This window comes from Pantoea sp. UBA6567, from assembly GCF_002434165.1.
GTDB lineage: Bacteria > Pseudomonadota > Gammaproteobacteria > Enterobacterales > Enterobacteriaceae > Pantoea > Pantoea eucrina.
Map to the genome: position 1 here is coordinate 327,917 of NZ_DJJN01000003.1, position 17,044 is coordinate 344,960.

At 55.9% G+C, this 17,044-nt stretch carries 18 protein-coding genes; 6 read left to right on the forward strand and 12 right to left on the reverse strand.

Going from position 1 to position 17,044, the window contains the following annotated elements; all coding sequences use genetic code 11:
• The first annotated feature begins 4 nt into the window (after positions 1 to 4).
• Complete coding sequence (locus B4M48_RS02745; protein WP_039382173.1) at positions 5 to 1,759, forward strand: sulfite reductase subunit alpha; 1,755 nt, start codon at positions 5 to 7, stop codon at positions 1,757 to 1,759.
• Positions 1,760 to 1,811: 52 nt separating this feature from the next.
• On the opposite strand, the gene sspB is transcribed toward B4M48_RS02745, so the two are convergent.
• The 5 genes from sspB to zapE form a co-directional block, all read right to left on the reverse strand.
• Entirely contained in the window at positions 1,812 to 2,297 is a 486-nt protein-coding gene (gene sspB, locus B4M48_RS02750; RefSeq protein WP_039382169.1) for a ClpXP protease specificity-enhancing factor, read from the reverse strand.
• A 2-nt stretch (positions 2,298 to 2,299) separates the two neighbouring features.
• A complete protein-coding gene (gene sspA, locus B4M48_RS02755) occupies positions 2,300 to 2,941 on the reverse strand; it encodes a stringent starvation protein SspA (RefSeq protein WP_039382163.1) in 642 nt (213 codons plus the stop codon).
• Positions 2,942 to 3,268: 327 nt separating this feature from the next.
• On the reverse strand, positions 3,269 to 3,661 hold the full coding sequence (gene rpsI / locus B4M48_RS02760) for a 30S ribosomal protein S9 (RefSeq protein ID WP_039382160.1): 393 nt from the start codon (positions 3,659 to 3,661) through the stop codon (positions 3,269 to 3,271).
• A 15-nt stretch (positions 3,662 to 3,676) separates the two neighbouring features.
• Entirely contained in the window at positions 3,677 to 4,105 is a 429-nt protein-coding gene (rplM, locus tag B4M48_RS02765; RefSeq protein ID WP_039382157.1) for a 50S ribosomal protein L13, read from the reverse strand.
• Positions 4,106 to 4,343: 238 nt separating this feature from the next.
• A complete protein-coding gene (gene zapE, locus B4M48_RS02770; RefSeq protein WP_039382155.1) occupies positions 4,344 to 5,471 on the reverse strand; it encodes a cell division protein ZapE in 1,128 nt (375 codons plus the stop codon).
• 189 nt (positions 5,472 to 5,660) lie between these two features.
• Here zapE and zapG point away from each other — a divergent pair, with 189 nt between their 5' ends.
• From zapG to degS, 3 genes are all read left to right on the forward strand, one after another.
• On the forward strand, positions 5,661 to 6,071 hold the full coding sequence (gene zapG, locus B4M48_RS02775; protein ID WP_094110668.1) for a Z-ring associated protein ZapG: 411 nt from the start codon (positions 5,661 to 5,663) through the stop codon (positions 6,069 to 6,071).
• 109 nt (positions 6,072 to 6,180) lie between these two features.
• Positions 6,181 to 7,551 (forward strand): serine endoprotease DegQ, encoded by a 1,371-nt coding sequence (degQ, locus tag B4M48_RS02780; protein WP_150034771.1) that lies wholly within the window; start codon positions 6,181 to 6,183, stop codon positions 7,549 to 7,551.
• A gap of 86 nt (positions 7,552 to 7,637) precedes the next feature.
• The gene (gene degS / locus B4M48_RS02785; protein ID WP_039382147.1) at positions 7,638 to 8,717 is read left to right on the forward strand and encodes an outer membrane-stress sensor serine endopeptidase DegS; all 1,080 of its coding nucleotides are present in this window, start codon (positions 7,638 to 7,640) and stop codon (positions 8,715 to 8,717) included.
• 39 nt (positions 8,718 to 8,756) lie between these two features.
• On the opposite strand, the gene epmA is transcribed toward degS, so the two are convergent.
• The 3 genes from epmA to efp form a co-directional block, all read right to left on the reverse strand.
• Complete coding sequence (gene epmA, locus B4M48_RS02790; protein ID WP_039382145.1) at positions 8,757 to 9,734, reverse strand: elongation factor P--(R)-beta-lysine ligase; 978 nt, start codon at positions 9,732 to 9,734, stop codon at positions 8,757 to 8,759.
• Positions 9,735 to 9,870: 136 nt separating this feature from the next.
• A complete protein-coding gene (locus B4M48_RS02795; protein WP_039382142.1) occupies positions 9,871 to 10,005 on the reverse strand; it encodes an entericidin A/B family lipoprotein in 135 nt (44 codons plus the stop codon).
• Between the two features lie 163 nt (positions 10,006 to 10,168).
• Positions 10,169 to 10,735, reverse strand: coding sequence for an elongation factor P (efp, locus tag B4M48_RS02800; RefSeq protein ID WP_039382139.1), 567 nt, complete (start codon positions 10,733 to 10,735; stop codon positions 10,169 to 10,171).
• 40 nt (positions 10,736 to 10,775) lie between these two features.
• Between efp and epmB the strand changes: the two genes are divergently transcribed.
• Positions 10,776 to 11,804: an EF-P beta-lysylation protein EpmB gene (gene epmB, locus B4M48_RS02805; protein ID WP_039382136.1), complete on the forward strand. Its 1,029-nt coding sequence runs from the start codon at positions 10,776 to 10,778 to the stop codon at positions 11,802 to 11,804.
• A 209-nt stretch (positions 11,805 to 12,013) separates the two neighbouring features.
• Here the strand turns inward: epmB and B4M48_RS02810 are convergent, their stop codons facing one another.
• The 4 genes from B4M48_RS02810 to B4M48_RS02825 all read right to left on the reverse strand — a co-directional run bounded on the left by B4M48_RS02810 (position 12,014) and on the right by B4M48_RS02825 (position 15,196).
• The gene (locus B4M48_RS02810) at positions 12,014 to 12,361 is read right to left on the reverse strand and encodes a DUF4156 domain-containing protein (RefSeq protein ID WP_039385686.1); all 348 of its coding nucleotides are present in this window, start codon (positions 12,359 to 12,361) and stop codon (positions 12,014 to 12,016) included.
• 198 nt (positions 12,362 to 12,559) lie between these two features.
• Positions 12,560 to 14,209, reverse strand: coding sequence for a chaperonin GroEL (groL, locus tag B4M48_RS02815; RefSeq protein WP_039382134.1), 1,650 nt, complete (start codon positions 14,207 to 14,209; stop codon positions 12,560 to 12,562).
• Positions 14,210 to 14,255: 46 nt separating this feature from the next.
• Positions 14,256 to 14,549, reverse strand: coding sequence for a co-chaperone GroES (locus B4M48_RS02820; RefSeq protein ID WP_039382130.1), 294 nt, complete (start codon positions 14,547 to 14,549; stop codon positions 14,256 to 14,258).
• A 194-nt stretch (positions 14,550 to 14,743) separates the two neighbouring features.
• Positions 14,744 to 15,196, reverse strand: coding sequence for an FxsA family protein (locus tag B4M48_RS02825; RefSeq protein WP_039382127.1), 453 nt, complete (start codon positions 15,194 to 15,196; stop codon positions 14,744 to 14,746).
• 376 nt (positions 15,197 to 15,572) lie between these two features.
• On the opposite strand from B4M48_RS02825, the gene aspA reads away from it, so the two are divergent.
• A complete protein-coding gene (gene aspA / locus B4M48_RS02830; protein WP_039382126.1) occupies positions 15,573 to 17,009 on the forward strand; it encodes an aspartate ammonia-lyase in 1,437 nt (478 codons plus the stop codon).
• Positions 17,010 to 17,044 lie beyond the last annotated feature (35 nt).

The following is a 17,044-nucleotide window of genomic DNA, read 5'->3' on the forward strand; positions in this document are numbered from 1 at the left end:
TATCATGAAGATTCCTTACATTCCTGAAGACGCACCGTTTAACGGTGAGCAGAAATACTGGCTGGCGGGTTTTCTCGCCGGTCTCCACTCGCGCCTGTTAGTGCTGGAAGATAAGCAGACGGCGCCTGCCGCTGGCGCCAGCGCAACTACGCAGCTGCACATTCTGTACGGCTCCCAGACCGGCAATGCCGAAGCGCTGGCCCAGACCGCGGCTAAAGCGGCTCGTGCCAAAGGTCTGGTCCCGGTGGTGCAGGCGCTGGGTGAGGTCGATCTCGAAGTCTTCACCACCATGCGTCATGTGCTGATTGTGACCTCAACCTATGGTGAAGGTGAGATGCCTGACAACGCGCAGCTGTTCTGGCAGGCGATTTCAGCCAGCACCGCACCGCGCCTGGAGCAGATGCACTTTGCCGTGCTGGCAATTGGCGATACCGGCTACGACGGTTTCTGCCAGGCGGGTAAATTCATCGATATGCGTCTTGAACAGCTGGGTGCGCGCCGCGTGGTGGATCGCATCGACTGCGATATCGATTTTGAAGAGCCATCCGATGCCTGGATTGGCAGCGCGATGCCGCAGTTTGCCGCCAGCGCCGGCAGCAGCGGCACCGTGCTGGAGAGCGCACCGGAAGCGCCGGTGATCCCCGGCAGCAATAAGCAGAATCCTTATGCGGCTGCGCTGACCACCAATAAACGCCTCTCCGGCGAACAGTCGGCCAAAGATATCCGCCACTTTGAATTTGATCTCAGCGGTAGCGGTCTGAAATATGAAGCGGGCGATGCGCTGGGGATTATTCCGGTCAACGACGCCGCGCTGGTCACGCTGCTGCTGACTGAGCTGAAAGCGGACTATGAAACACCGGTACCGGGCTTCGATCGCAATCTGGGCGATCTGCTGACCTATCAGTTTGAGATCGCCGAGCCGTCACGCAAGCTCATTGAGTGGATTGGCCAGCACACCGCCAACCAGGAGCTGCTGCATGTGCTGCAGCACGACGATAAAGATACGCTGGCCAACTGGCTGTGGGGCAAAGACAGCCTCGATCTGCTGCAGCTGGAGCTGAAGCGCAGCCTGTCGGTGCCGGAATTTGTGGCGATGCTGCGGCCGCTGCAGCACCGCGCTTACTCCATCTCCTCCAGCGCCAAAGCGCATCCCAATCAGGTGCACCTGACCATCGCCTCTGTGCGCTATCACAGCGGCGGACGCGAGCGTAAAGGCGTCTGTTCCACTTATCTGGCAGAGCGCGTACGCCGTGGCGAGAAGCCGGCTATTTTTATTTCGCCTAATAAAGCGTTCCGCGTGCCGGCTGATGGCAATGCACCGCTGATCATGGTCGGACCGGGTACCGGTATTGCGCCGTTTCGCGCGTTTCTGCAGGAGCGTCAGGCAACGGAAGCAAAAGGCAAAAACTGGCTCTTTTTCGGCGATCAGCATCAGGAACATGACTATATCTACAGTGATGAGCTGCACGGCTGGCAGCAGAGCGGTCTGCTGACGCACCTCGATCTCGCCTTCTCGCGCGATCAGGAAGAGAAAATTTATGTTCAGAACCGGATGCTGGAGAAAGGCGCTGAGCTCTACGCCTGGCTGCAGGAAGGCGCATACTTTTACGTCTGCGGTGATGCATCGCGCATGGCGAAAGATGTCGACGCCGCGCTGTATGAAGTGGTACGTCAGGCTGGCGGTCTGTCCGGTGAACGTGCCGCAGCGTATATCGACCAGCTGAAGAAAGAAAAACGCTATCTGCGCGACGTCTACTGAGTGACAGCATAAAAAAACGGGCCATCAGGCCCGTTTTTTCTGCGCGAAAAGATTACTTAACAACGCGCAGTGAAGGACGTCCGCCGCGCGGCGGTGGCTCGTCATCAGGAGAATGATCCTCATCCTGAGCATCATCCGGACGATCGCCATCGATAACGGACATGACCGTCTCTTCCTGACCCGCTTCCTGATCGTCCATCGCCTGATCGTAGACCGGCTCCGGTTCGAACATGGTGCCCGCACCATTTTCACGCGCGTAGATTGCCATTACAGCAGCCATCGGCACAGAAACCTGACGCGGCACGCCGCCAAAGCGCGCGTTGAAGCGCACTTCGTCATTGGAGAGATCGAGATTGCCTACCGCACGCGGCGCAATATTCAGCACGATCTGTCCGTCGCGCGCATACTCCAGCGGGACCTGTACGCCAGGCAAATTGATATCCACCACCAGATGCGGCGTCAGCTGATTATCCAGCAGCCAGTCGTAAAATGCCCGCAGCAGATAGGGGCGACGCGCGGTGAGTTGCGACATTTCCATACTTAGCCCCGAGCCTGCAGGCGCATTTCCCGCTCAGCTTCCGTCAGTGAGGCGAGGAAGGAGTCGCGTTCAAATACGCGTGTCATATAACCTTTCAGCTCTTTCGAGCCGGCACCGCTCAGATCAACGCCCATCTGCGGCAGACGCCACAGCAGCGGCGCCAGGTAGCAATCCACCAGGCTGAACTCTTCGCTCATAAAGAACGGCGTGCGCGCAAACAGCGGCGCAATCGCCAGCAGCTCTTCACGCAGCTGTTTGCGCGCGGCATCTGCCTCAGCGCCGCTGGTGGTTTCGATGGTACGCAGCAGGCTATACCAGTCCTGCTCGATGCGGTGCATCATCAGGCGGCTTTCACCACGCGCAACCGGGTAAACCGGCATCAGCGGAGGATGCGGGAAACGCTCATCCAGGTACTCCATGATGATGCGTGATTCATACAGCGTCAGTTCACGGTCAACCAGCGTAGGTACGGTGCGATACGGGTTGAGGTCAATCAGATCCTGCGGCAGATTATCTGGTTCAACCTGCTCGATCTCCACGCTGACGCCCTTTTCAGCCAGTACGATACGTACCTGATGGCTGAAAATGTCAGTCGGACCAGAAAACAGCGTCATTACCGAACGTTTGTTGGCAGCGACAGCCATGAAAACCTCCAAGTTTGTTCACAAAAATATACTGCGAATAGCCAACCACACGGCGACTCACCCGATCATCAGACTCGCACACTGCCGGGCAGCGCTGATATCCGGCTCATGTCCGGAGCGGAGCGTCAGTTCAGGCCGCGGCTCGCGGGCGCAAAGTGTCAGTGAGTTTACCAGATTTTAAGCAGCTTGTGGGGCGGGGTTGCGCATTTGCGGGCAAATAGCCGGGAAAGCTCGCGTTTTTACACTGCTTTACCGGGATAACAGCCAATAAAAAACCCGCCGAAGCGGGTTTTTTGAGCCAATTGACACTGCCGAAGCAGTAAGCAATTAACGCTTGGAGAACTGAGGACGACGACGTGCTTTACGCAGGCCGACTTTCTTACGTTCAACCTGACGAGCATCACGGGTAACAAAGCCCGCTTTGCGCAGTTCTGCACGCAGAGATTCGTCGTATTCCATCAGAGCGCGGGTGATACCGTGACGGATCGCACCAGCCTGACCAGAAATACCACCACCTTTAACGGTGATGTACAGATCCAGTTTACCAACCATATCAACCAGCTCCAGCGGCTGACGCACGACCATGCGTGCAGTCTCGCGACCGAAGTACTGCTCCAGAGAGCGCTGGTTAATTACGATGTTACCGCTACCCGGCTTGATAAAGACGCGAGCGGCAGAGCTTTTGCGGCGACCAGTGCCGTAGTTTTGAGTTTCAGCCATTGCCTATAATCCCGATTAAATGTCAAGAACTTGCGGTTGCTGCGCCGCGTGGTTGTGCTCGTTGCCTGCGTAAACTTTCAGTTTACGGTACATAGCACGACCCAGTGGGCCTTTTGGCAGCATGCCTTTAACCGCGATTTCAATCACACGCTCAGGACGGCGGGCAATCATCTCTTCGAAGGTCGCCTGCTTGATACCACCGATGTGACCAGTGTGGTGATAGTAAATCTTGTCGGTACGCTTGTTGCCGGTTACAGCAACTTTGTCCGCGTTCAGAACGATGATGTAATCACCGGTGTCAACGTGCGGAGTATATTCCGCTTTGTGCTTACCACGCAGACGGCGCGCCAGTTCAGTCGCCAGGCGACCCAAGGTTTTGCCAGTTGCGTCAACAACATACCAGTCACGCTGTACGGTTTCTGGTTTAGCTGTAAAAGTTTTCATTGAAAAGCTTACCCAAATAAAAGTTACACGTTGGTGAAATCCCAAACGCTAAGTTAACGATTGAGGCTCACGCGACCATTTCGCCCAGCAAGCCCACCCCCTCAGGTAGAGTTACCGGATCACACAGCTTTCCGGGAAAAGAAATGCTGTGCTGTAACGTGGGGTCGCAAGATTATAGAGAAGTCAGATTTAAAAATCGAACCTTTTTGCGACAAAATTCACGATTTCTGCCCGGGCGTCACGGCAGATGCGGCAGCCGGAGATACTCCTCGCTCTGCATCTCCTGCAGGCGTGACAGGCAGCGCTGATACTCGAACTTCAGCCGGGTTCCCTGATAAATTTCAAACAGCGAGGTTTCCGCTGCCACCACCAGTTTGACGTGGCGTTCGTAAAATTCATCCACCAGCGCCAGAAAGCGGCGCGCCTGATCTTCAGTTTTATAAATCATCACCGGCACATCAAACAGCAGCACGCTATGGAAACGCCGCGATAGCTCAATGTAGTCGTGCTGGCTGCGCCCCGCCCCGCACAGCGTCAGGAAATCAATGGCGAGCACGCCTTCATGTACTCCACGGGTGGGCATCTCCCGGTGATTGATCTCCAGCACCGGCGCATCATCGGGCGCTCCGCCCGCCAGCGCACGAAACATGCGCGTCATCTCCGCCTGTGTGGCGTCATTAAGCGGATGGTTCCACAGATGTGCTGACGTCAGCGTACGCAGGCGATAGTCGATGCCGGCATCCACGTTCATCACCTCACAGTGCTGTTTAATCTGCTCAATAGCGGGCAGGAAGCGCGCGCGCTGCAGACCGTTGCGGTAGAGATCGTCCGGCGGAATATTGGAGGTGGCGACCAGGGCGATACCGCGTGCGAACAGTGCCTCCATCAGCGTACCCAGCAGCATGGCATCGGTAATGTCGGAGACAAAAAACTCATCAAAGCAGAGGATATCGGTCTCTGCTTTAAAACGGTCAGCCACAATCTGCAGCGGATCGCTTTGTCCCTGCAGCTGCGTCAGCTCTTCATGTACCCGCAGCATAAAACGATGAAAGTGCAGCCGCAGTTTGCGATCGCCAGGAATTGACTGAAAAAACAGGTCCATGACCCAGGTTTTTCCCCGGCCCACGCCGCCCCACATATAGAGACCGCGTACCGGTGCTTCCGGCGCTGGCTTCTCTTTGCCGACCAATCGGGAGAGGCGTCCCAGCAGACCGCGGCCGCTATTCTCACGCGGCTGCTGACGGGCAATCAGCCCTTGCTGGATAGCGTCTAAGCGGGTTATAGCTTCACGTTGTACGTCGTCCGGGCGGAACTCGCCCTGCGACAGCGCCTGCTCATAGCGCGCAAGCGGAGATGAGGTTTGCATGGTTCTCTCAGAATCCCTGAAAAGTCCGATTCACGTGTCGGTTGCTGAAAATTAGGCCGCTCTACACTAAGCGATACAGTCCGATAGTTCCACTTCCTGCAGATTAACGGGTATAGTGACTTATAGTGAAGCTGAAGTTGAAGTTGAAGCAATGCCCTACGAAGCAACGGAAATTACACGGGAGTTATTATGACCTGGGAATACGGGCTGATTGGTTTAGTGATTGGCATTATTGTCGGCGCAGTCGCTATGCGTTTTGGCAACAAAAAATTGCGCGAACAGCGCAGCATGCAGTATGAACTGGAAAAATCAAAAGCGGAGCTGGCAGATTATCGCGAAGAGCTCACCAACCATTTTGCCCAGAGCGCAGAGCTGCTGGACAATATGGCGCGCGATTACCGCCAGCTTTATCAGCACATGGCAAAAGGATCCAACGATCTGCTGCCTAATCTGCCGGGTGAAAAAAATCCGTTCGCCTATCAGCTGACGGAAGCGGAAGCGGATAACGATCAGGCGCCGGTGCAGATCCCGCGCGACTACTCTGAAGGCGCTTCCGGGTTACTGCGCGGCAGCGATCGCACTACCCCGCCCCGCAGTTAATCTTTTCAGGGCACCGCCTCATGCGGTGCCCTTTTTGTTTCGAACACTTGCAGTAAACGATTGTCACACTTTCTGTACTCCCCTATTCGCAGCGAGAGCCTGATAACCCATGAAAAAACAAACAAAACTATTAAGCGCACTGGCGCTGAGTATCAGCATGAGCCTGGCCGCAACGTCAGGCGCGATGGCCGCGCTTCCGGCACAGATTCAGGGGCAGGCGCTGCCAAGCCTGGCACCGATGCTGGAGAAAGTGCTGCCAGCGGTGGTCAGCGTACACGTAGAGGGCAGCGACAGTGGTCAGCAGGCGCAGGAGATCCCGGAACCGCTGAAGCGTTTTTTCGGCCAGGCGCCAGGTCAGTCGCAGCCTCAGCCATTTGAAGGCCTCGGTTCCGGCGTCATTATCGATGCGGCAAAAGGCTATATTCTGACGAATAATCACGTTGTAAACGGCGCGGACAAAATCAGCGTCCAGCTCAGCGACGGCAACGAATATGATGCCAAACTGATTGGCCACGACGAGCAGACAGATATCGCTCTGATTCAGGTTGAAGGGGCTAAGAACCTGACGCAGGTGAAAATCGCCGATTCTGATGCGCTGAAAGTCGGCGACTTTGCGGTAGCCATCGGTAACCCGTTTGGTCTGGGTCAGACAGCCACCTCCGGGATCATCTCGGCACTCGGCCGCAGCGGTCTTAATCTTGAAGGACTGGAGAACTTTATTCAGACGGATGCGGCGATTAACCGCGGTAACTCCGGCGGCGCGCTGGTCAACCTGAACGGTGAGCTTATCGGTATTAATACCGCGATTCTGGCATCAAGCGGCGGCAATATTGGTATCGGCTTTGCCATCCCCAGTGATATGGCGATTAACCTGGCGCAGCAGCTGATTCAGTTCGGCGAAGTGAAGCGCGGTCAGCTGGGTATCAAAGGCACCGAAATGACGGCGGATATTGCGAAAGCGTTCAACGTTGACGCGCAGCGCGGCGCATTTGTCTCTGAAGTGTTGCCAAAATCGGCCGCGGAGAAAGCGGGGATAAAATCGGGCGATATCATCACCTCTATCAACGATAAGCCGATCGCCAGCTTCGCCGAGCTGCGCGTTAAAGTAGGCACCACGCCGCCAGGCCAGCAGGTGAAAATCGGTCTGCTGCGCGACGGTAAGCCGGTCAGCGTGACCGTTACGCTGGAGCAGAGCGCGCAGAGCACCGCCAGCGCGCAGCTGATGTCTCCTGCTTTGCAGGGCGCGCAGCTGAGCGACGGAGCCACCAAAACAGGTGATAAAGGCGTTAAAGTCGACGCCATCGAAAAAGGCACGCCGGCTGAGCAGGTCGGTCTGCAGAAAGATGATGTGATTGTGGGCGTAAACCGTACCCGGGTGCAGAGCCTTGCTGAGATGCGTAAAGTGCTGGAAGGCAAACCGCCGGTGCTGGCGCTGAATGTGGTACGCGGCGACGAGAGTATCTACCTGCTGCTGAGATAATCCCCCCGACAGGCGGACAAGCAGGTGTGTGTCCGCCTTTCTCATGTTATTCTGCCCTGCGATCTCACCTGGCTTGAAATAACACCATGTTTCTTAAACTTTTGCGTGCAGTGGTGATGGGCCTGATCGTAGCAGGCTTGCTGCTTGTTGCGATCCCGGCGCTGCGGATGGGCAGCGACGTCACTTTTGATCATGAAAGCAGCGCTGACGAAACCCCTTTCAGTTTTAATCCGGGGGTGCGCCGCGCCGTGCCCGCCGTAGTCAATGTCTACAACCGCAGCGCCCACGGTAACAATAATCGCGGTATCACCACGCTCGGCTCGGGTGTGATCATGAACGCGAAAGGGTACATCCTTACCAACAAACACGTTATCAATAACGCCGATCAGATCATCGTGGCGCTGCAGGATGGCCGCTTTTTTGAAGCGACCCTGGTGGGCTCCGACGCCATGACCGATTTAGCCGTGCTCAAAATCAGCGCCTCAGGCCTGCCGGTTATCCCCATTAACCCTGCGCGGCTGGCGCACATTGGTGACGTCGTGATGGCGATTGGTAACCCTTATAACCTTGGGCAGACGGTCACACAGGGCATTATCAGCGCGACCGGGCGCGTCGGCCTGAGCTCTTCCGGCCGGCAAAATTTTCTCCAGACCGATGCCTCAATTAATCAGGGCAATTCAGGCGGCGCGCTGATCAATTCGCTGGGCGAGCTGATGGGTATCAACACGCTGACCTTTGATAAAAGCAACGACGGAGAAACACCGGAAGGTATCGGCTTCGCTATTCCTACCGCGCTGGCGGCCAAAATCATGGATAAGCTGATCCGCGACGGGCGGGTGATCCGCGGCTATATCGGCATTACCGGACGTGAACTGCCGCCGCTGCACGGCCAGGGCAGCAATCTCGATCGCGTACAGGGAATAATTGTTAACAGCGTCGCACCGGGCGGTCCGGCCGATAGCGCCGGGATCCAGGCCAACGATGTGCTGCTGCAGGTTAATGGCAAGCCTGCGCTTTCCGCGCAGGAGACGATGGATCAGGTGGCGGAGATCCGCCCCGGTTCAGTGATTGATGTGCAGGTGCTGCGCAATGAGCAAAAAATGACGCTGCCGGTTACGATCCAGGAGTTTCCGGAAGCTGCCGCCCCCGTCACCACCGCCCAGTAAGCCGCGGCGCCAGCCGGCGCCGCGCTTAACCTGACGTTCTCAGCTTCTGTCGACCGGAAACGCGATCACATCGCTCAGCGCGCTGGCTTTCAGCGCCAGCATAATCAGGCGATCCACGCCCAGCGCCACGCCGGAACAGGCTGGCATACCATGCGCCAGCGCATCCAGCAGATAGTGGTCAATCGGATGCTGCGGCAGCCCGCGCGCCGCACGACGACGGTTATCCTGTTCAAAACGCTGACGCTGCTCACGGCTGTCGGTCAGCTCGCGAAAACCGTTCGCCAGCTCAACCCCTTTGTAATAGACCTCGAAGCGTTCAGCAACGCGATGATCTTCCGTGCTGATCTCCGCCAGCGCAGCCTGACTTGCCGGGAAGTGATAGACAAAGCAGGGTTTGTCGTTGCCAATTTTCGGCTCTACGCCCAGCATAAACAGCAGCTGCAGCAGCGTATCGCGATCCTCTTCACGCTGCGCCAGCTCCCCCTCGCCGAGCTTTGTCGCGGCTTCGCGCAGCTGCGTTTTATCCGCAGAGAGCGGATCAATCTCCAGATGACGGATAAACGCCTGCTGATAGGAGAGGGATTCTGCAGTGTCGCACTCCAGCACCTGCTGCAGCAGATCGTCCACCTCGTTCATCAGGCGATACATATCGTAGTGCGGGCGGTACCACTCCAGCATGGTGAATTCAGGATTGTGATGACGCCCCGCCTCTTCATTACGGAAGCAGCGACCCATCTGGTAGATCGGCCCGCTGCCAGCGGCCAGCAGCCGTTTCATATGGTATTCCGGGCTGGTCATCAGCCAGAGATCGCGGCCTTCGCTGGCGCCGGGTCCGACAAAACGCGTCTGAAACGGCACCAGATGGATATCGGTAATGGTGGCCTGGCTCATCGCCGGGGTATCCACTTCCAGCACGCCGCGATCGGCAAAGAAACGCCTGATTTCCGCCAGAATCGCGGCGCGTTTCAACAAATTGGCAATGGGTGCGCTCGGCTGCCAGCTTGCCGTTTCGCTCATGGTGATGACTCCTCATACAAATAAGGGGTGGAAGTCTACCCGGAACAGAAGCAGCAAACAACGAGGCGTAGCGGAAGAGAAGCTGGCAGATCAGAGGAAAAGAAGAGCGGTGCGAAAGCTTTCGCACCGGCAGATTTTACTGGGTGCTGCGCTGAATTGCCTGACCACCCGCTTCGACATCCTCACCGACGCCGCGCGTGGTGTTACAGCCGCTCAGTACCGAAGAGAGCACCAGCACAGAGAAAATTGCGACAATACTTTTCTTAAACATAGCCATATCCTTGTTGGTTGCAGTAAAAGTACAGCTTTTAAAGCATAGTCTGCTTCTGCAACCCTGGTAGCTGCGCCCCGGAAAAATTCACGCCGCCATCGCGTTTCGCGGCCATAAAAAAAGGCGCATCACCGATGCGCCTGATTGAGTACTGATGTCGTGCTTATTTTACGCGGGAAACGTATTCACCCGAGCGGGTGTCAACTTTCACCACTTCGCCAATCTGAACGAAGAGTGGCACTTTGATCACTGCGCCGGTAGACAGGGTCGCTGGCTTGCCGCCGGTTCCGGCGGTATCGCCTTTCAGGCCCGGATCGGTTTCGGTGATTTCTGCTTCGATGAAGTTTGGCGGCTGAACGGCAATCGGTTTATCGTTCCACAGGGTTACGATACACTCTGCGTTGTCCTGCAGCCACTTGGTCACGTCATCCAGTACTTTGGCTTCAACCTGGTACTGTTCAAACGACTCAGGGTGCATGAAGTAGAAGAAGTCACCGTCGTTGTAAGAGTACTGCAGCGTCATATCACGAACGTCTGCGCCTTCGGCAGAGTCGGTAGATTTGAAGGTCTTCTCAACGCGAGAACCGGTCAGCAGACGACGCATTTTAACGCGTGCGAAAGCCTGGCCTTTACCCGGTTTTACGAATTCACTGGATTCGATGGCATACGGTTCGCCTTCGAACATGATTTTAAGACCGGAACGAAAATCGTTGCTAAGATAAGTCGCCATAAAGGCCCTCTGTAGATATTAACTGGTAATAGCCAAAAAAATGGCACACATTGTAACCCTAAATTCCCCTGTCAGAGAAGATTGGTTGCAGCAACTTGCTGATGTTGTCACCGATCCTGCTGAATTACTGCAACTTTTAGGCCTTGAACATCATCAGGAATTAGCTGCCGGCCACGCTGCACGCCAGCTTTTTGCCCTGCGCGTGCCGCGCGCCTTCATTCAGCGCATGCGCCACGGCGATGCCGGTGACCCTCTGCTGCTGCAGGTGCTGACCAGCCGCCAGGAGTTTACCGATGCGCCGGGCTACACTACCGATCCGCTCGATGAGCAGAGCAGCGTGGTGCCGGGCCTGCTGCACAAGTATAAAAACCGCGCGCTGCTGCTGGTCAAAGGGGGCTGTGCGGTAAACTGCCGCTACTGTTTCCGCCGTCACTTTCCTTATCAGGATAATCAGGGCAACAAGCGTAACTGGCAGGCGGCGATCGACTACATTGCCGCGCACCCGGAGCTGGATGAGATTATCTTTTCCGGCGGCGATCCGCTGATGGCTAAAGATCATGAGCTGGCCTGGCTGATTGCGGCGCTGGAGCAGATCCCGCATCTGAAGCGCCTGCGTATTCACAGCCGGCTGCCGGTGGTGATCCCGGCGCGCATTACGGAAACGCTGTGCCAGCTGCTGGCTGACACCCGCCTGCAGGTGCTGCTGGTAAGCCATATCAATCATGCGCAGGAGATTGATGAGGCGCTGCGCGCGCGTCTGCAGCTGCTGAAGCGATCGGGCGTGACGCTGCTGAATCAGAGCGTGCTGCTGCGCGGCGTTAATGATAATGCGGATGCGCTGGCTGAGCTAAGTAATGCGCTGTTTGATGCCGGCATTCTGCCCTACTATCTCCACGTGCTCGACAAAGTTCAGGGCGCTGCCCACTTCTTTGTTTCAGACGCCGAAGCGCGCGCGCTGATGCGTCAGCTGCTCAGCCGGGTCTCCGGCTATATGGTTCCCAGACTGGCGCGTGAGATTGGCGGTGAGCCGAGCAAAACCCCGCTGGACCTTCAGCTGCGTCAGGAGTAACGCTCGCTCTCCGGTGCGCATGAATGCGCACCCTACAAAGACGTGCCGCAATTGATGCGCACCCTGCAAGCAGACGTGCCGCAACTGATGCGCACCCGGCGTGCTTATGTAGGGTCGCCATTAATGGCGACCACAGCGGCTCGTAACCCCCACATTCCGCTGCAAATAAAAAAAGCCGCTCTCGCGGCTTTTTTATTGCTGCTCTGCTATTACGGACACTTGTAAACCTGGCCGGTCATTTTGCTGTCGAGCGGCGCGAACGCAGAAAGCAGATTCTGCGTCGGGCTGGTGGCACCATAAATAACGTTGCCGCCCATTTCAGCCGCCCGGTTGCGCAGATCGTTGGCAGCACCGCGCAGCGCGCTATTTTCGCCGCCCGCCCCGCTCAGCCAGTTGCTCTGTGAGCCGGTGACGTTGCCCAGAAGCTGACATTGACTTGCTGGCTGCTCATCGACAAACGTGACGCGTTCGCCAGCGGCGCTCAGCTGATTTGAGCTGCTGCAACCCGCCAGCAGCATGATGCCCGCTGCCAGTCCGGGCAAGAGGTTAATCCGCATTGTAATCCCCATTTTATTATCATCAGTGTCGGGCGGCAGCGTAGCAGAAAAGCGCACTTTTTTTCTGAACATTCATTGCCCTGAACCCACAAAGCCGAAAGATCGCGTCCCTACTTATACCCTGTTCGCCAGCAAAAGAAAAACCCCCGACCGTTTCCGGTCGGGGGTTTCGCAGATAGCTTACGCTGTCGGGGACAATTACATCATGCCGCCCATACCGCCCATGCCACCCATACCGCCTGCGCCCGCGCCTAAATCAGGTGCGTCGCCTTTAGGCAGATCGGTAACCATGCACTCGGTAGTGATCATCAGACCAGCTACAGAGGCCGCGTACTGCAGCGCAGAACGGGTTACTTTGGTCGGGTCCAGGATACCGAAGTCGATCATGTTGCCGTACTCTTCGGTCTGCGCGTTGTAACCGTAGTTACCGTCGCCCGCTTTCACGTTGTTTGCCACAACGGAAGGCTCTTCACCGGCGTTGGAAACGATCTGACGCAGCGGAGCTTCCATTGCGCGCAGCGCAACTTTAATACCGACGTTCTGGTCTTCGTTCTGACCACGCAGATCGGTCAGCTGAGCCGCAACGCGAACCAGCGCGACGCCGCCGCCCGCTACCACGCCTTCTTCTACCGCAGCACGGGTAGCGTGCAGGGCATCTTCAACGCGCGCTTTCTTCTCTTTCATTTCCACTTCAGTAGCGGCGCCTACTTTCAGTACGGCTACGCCGCCTGCCAGTTTCGCTACGCGCTCCTGCAGCTTCTCTTTATCGTAATCGGAGGTCGCTTCTTCGATCTGCTGACGGATCTGCGATACGCGGCCAGAGATAGCACCCTGATCGCCCACGCCATCGATGATGGTGGTGGTATCTTTGTTGATCACGACGCGCTTAGCCTGACCCAGATCTTCCAGCGTGGATTTCTCCAGCTCCATACCGATCTCTTCAGAGATCACGGTACCGCCGGTCAGGATAGCGATATCCTGCAGCATCGCTTTACGACGGTCGCCAAAGCCTGGCGCTTTAACCGCAGCCACTTTCACGATACCGCGCATGGTGTTCACCACCAGCGTTGCCAGTGCTTCACCTTCCACATCTTCCGCGATGATCAGCAGTGGTTTGCCCGCTTTCGCAACGGCTTCCAGTACTGGCAGCATTTCACGAATGTTGGAGATTTTCTTGTCAGCCAGCAGAATGAACGGGCTTTCCAGCTCAACTGCGCCGGTTTCTGGCTTGTTGATGAAGTAAGGAGAGAGGTAGCCGCGATCGAACTGCATACCTTCCACTACGTCCAGCTCGTCCTGCAGACCGGTGCCTTCTTCAACGGTGATAACGCCTTCTTTACCCACTTTTTCCATCGCCTGGGCGATCAGGGTACCAACGCTCTCATCGGAGTTAGCAGAAATAGTACCAACCTGCGCGATTGCGCGGGTGTCCTGGCAAGGTACAGACAGCGCTTTCAGCTGCTCAACAGCAGCGACAACGGCTTTATCGATACCGCGCTTCAGATCCATCGGGTTCATGCCGGCCGCAACGGCTTTCAGGCCTTCGTTAACGATAGACTGTGCCAGTACGGTTGCGGTGGTGGTGCCGTCGCCTGCTGCATCGTTTGCTTTAGACGCGACTTCTTTCACCATCTGCGCACCCATGTTCTCGAACTTATCTTCCAGCTCGATTTCACGCGCAACAGAAACACCATCTTTAGTGATGGTCGGTGCACCAAAAGATTTATCCAGAACCACGTTACGGCCTTTCGGGCCCAGGGTAACTTTTACTGCATCTGCCAGTACGTTCACGCCACGCAGCATTTTTACGCGTGCGTCATTACCGAATTTTACGTCTTTAGCTGCCATTTCAAATTTCCCTTAAATTCGTTTCGTTCAGTGAATTACGCGTAAATTACGCTTCGACAATCGCCAGGATGTCGCTTTCAGAGATGATCAGAACTTCTTCGTTGTCGATTTTCTCGGTTTTTGCACCGTAGCCTTCGCTGAAAATCACCAGATCACCCACTTTCACGTCCAGCGGCTTGATCTCGCCGTTGTCCAGGATGCGGCCATTGCCAACAGCCAGAACTTCACCACGGGTTGATTTGCCAGCTGCAGAGCCGGTCAGAACGATACCGCCTGCTGATTTAGCTTCAACTTCTTTACGCTTGACGATAACGCGATCGTGCAACGGACGAATTTTCATTTGGTAGCTCTCCTTTGAGAAGTCCAATCATTCATTTTTGGGTTGAACGCCGGGCTTGAGGGTTCCGGCCTCGTGCAGGAAGAGATAGGGGCAGACAAGAGAGTTTCAAGGGGAAAAAAATAAAAAAATTTTTGTTTGTGCTACAAACGCTTAAAAAGAATACAAATAAGGCGGCTTGCGCCGCCTCGCTTACCTCAGCGATCTTTATCGTGACCGATGCGATCCTGATCTTTACGCTCAAATTCACCATCCATTGTTACGCCGCTGTCGGGTCCCTGCCCCGGACCGCGCCAGACGCGCAGATGCGGCATCAGCCTCAGCGTCAGGAGCTTTTGCACTGGCGGCAGCAGCAGCAGCAGGCCGAGAAAATCGGTAAAGAAGCCGGGCAGCAGCAGCAGCACACCGGCGATGATCAGCGAGACGCTTTTAATCATCTCCGCTGCCGGGCTTTCGTTACGCGCAAGCTTCTCCTGCATCAGCATAAAGTTTTTCATGCCCTGATTTTTCACCAGCGACACACCGATACAGGAGGTAAAAATTACCAGCAGCATCGTCAGCAGCACGCCCAGCGCATGTGCCACCTGGATAAACAGCGTGATCTCAATCCACGCCAGGACAAAAAAGAGTAAAAACGGTAACCAGCGCACTGGTGTCTCCTGTGAGTTGGGCCGCCTCGCGACAGGCCAGGCGGCAGAAACAGAGCGATCGTAACGATCATAGGTAGTGAGATGGGCACCCGCGCGGTGGATTTCAACCGCACCGGCCAAATAATTCCTTTTGACATAAAAGTGAGAGATACATCACATATCGTTATTACCACTTGCCGGGCAAATGTCCGTAAAGTGATCTGTGTACGAGCATTTCTGCCGTGACAGAATATGATCGTGCCCGCCAGCCCGAAGATGGATAAAATGTCGGCACTGGTATTCCACGACAATATAATTGCTTCACCTGCGTGTTATTCGCTCTCCATCCATGCCGGATGCGTGGCGGTATCAGAGCAGCAATAATAAGAAGGTAATCATGGCGAACAACATTCGTATCGAAGAAGATCTGTTAGGCATGCGCGAAGTGCCGGCGGATGCTTACTACGGTGTTCATACTCTGCGTGCGATTGAAAATTTCTATATCAGTAGCAGCAAAATCAGCGACATTCCTGAATTTGTCCGCGGCATGGTGATGGTTAAAAAAGCAGCCGCGCTGGCTAACAAAGAGCTGCAGACGATCCCGCGCAACATTGCGAATACCATTATTCAGGCCTGCGATGAGGTGCTGAACAACGGCAAATGCATGGATCAGTTCCCGGTAGATGTTTACCAGGGCGGCGCCGGCACCTCGGTGAACATGAATACCAACGAAGTGCTGGCAAACATCGGCCTGGAGCTGATGGGTCACCAGAAAGGTGAGTATCAGTATCTCAACCCCAACGACCACGTTAACAAATGCCAGTCAACCAATGATGCCTACCCGACCGGCTTCCGGATTGCGGTTTACGCCTCTATTCTCAAGCTGCTGGATGCGATTGCCCAGCTGAGCGAAGGCTTCCAGCGCAAAGCCGTGGAGTTTGAAAACATTCTGAAGATGGGCCGCACCCAGCTGCAGGATGCGGTGCCGATGTCGCTGGGCCAGGAGTTCCACGCGTTTAACGTGCTGCTGAATGAAGAGACCCGCAATATTCTGCGCACCGCCGAGCTGTTGCTGGAAGTGAACCTTGGCGCAACCGCAATCGGTACGCGCCTTAATACGCCGGATGGCTATCAGCAGCTGGCCGTGCAGCGCCTGGCAGAAGTCAGTAATCTGCCGGTGGTGCCGGCGGAAGATCTGATTGAAGCAACGTCCGACTGCGGCGCCTACGTGATGGTGCATTCAGCGCTGAAGCGTCTGGCGGTGAAGCTGTCAAAAATCTGCAACGACCTGCGTCTGCTCTCTTCCGGTCCGCGCGCCGGCCTGAACGAAATCAACCTGCCGGAACTGCAGGCGGGCTCCTCGATCATGCCAGCCAAAGTCAATCCGGTGGTGCCGGAAGTGGTGAATCAGGTCTGTTTTAAGGTTATCGGCAACGATACCACGGTGACCATGGCGTCTGAGGCGGGTCAGCTGCAGCTTAACGTAATGGAACCGGTGATTGGCCAGGCGCTGTTTGAATCCGTCAGCATCCTGACCAACGCCTGCTATAACCTGCTGGAAAAATGCGTTAACGGCATTACGGCGAACAAAGCAGTCTGCGAAGCGTACGTATTCAACTCTATCGGTATTGTCACCTATCTCAACCCCTACATCGGCCATCACAACGGCGATATCGTGGGTAAAGTCTGTGCTGAAACCGGCAAAAGCGTACGTGAAGTGGTGCTGGAACGCGGCCTGCTGACCGAAGCGGAGCTGGATGATATCTTCTCCGTCCAGAACCTGATGCATCCGACCTATAAAGCGAAACGCTATACCGACGAAAACGAACAGTAATCTGTTTCCGATCACGTCGTCCCGGGCACGCCTGT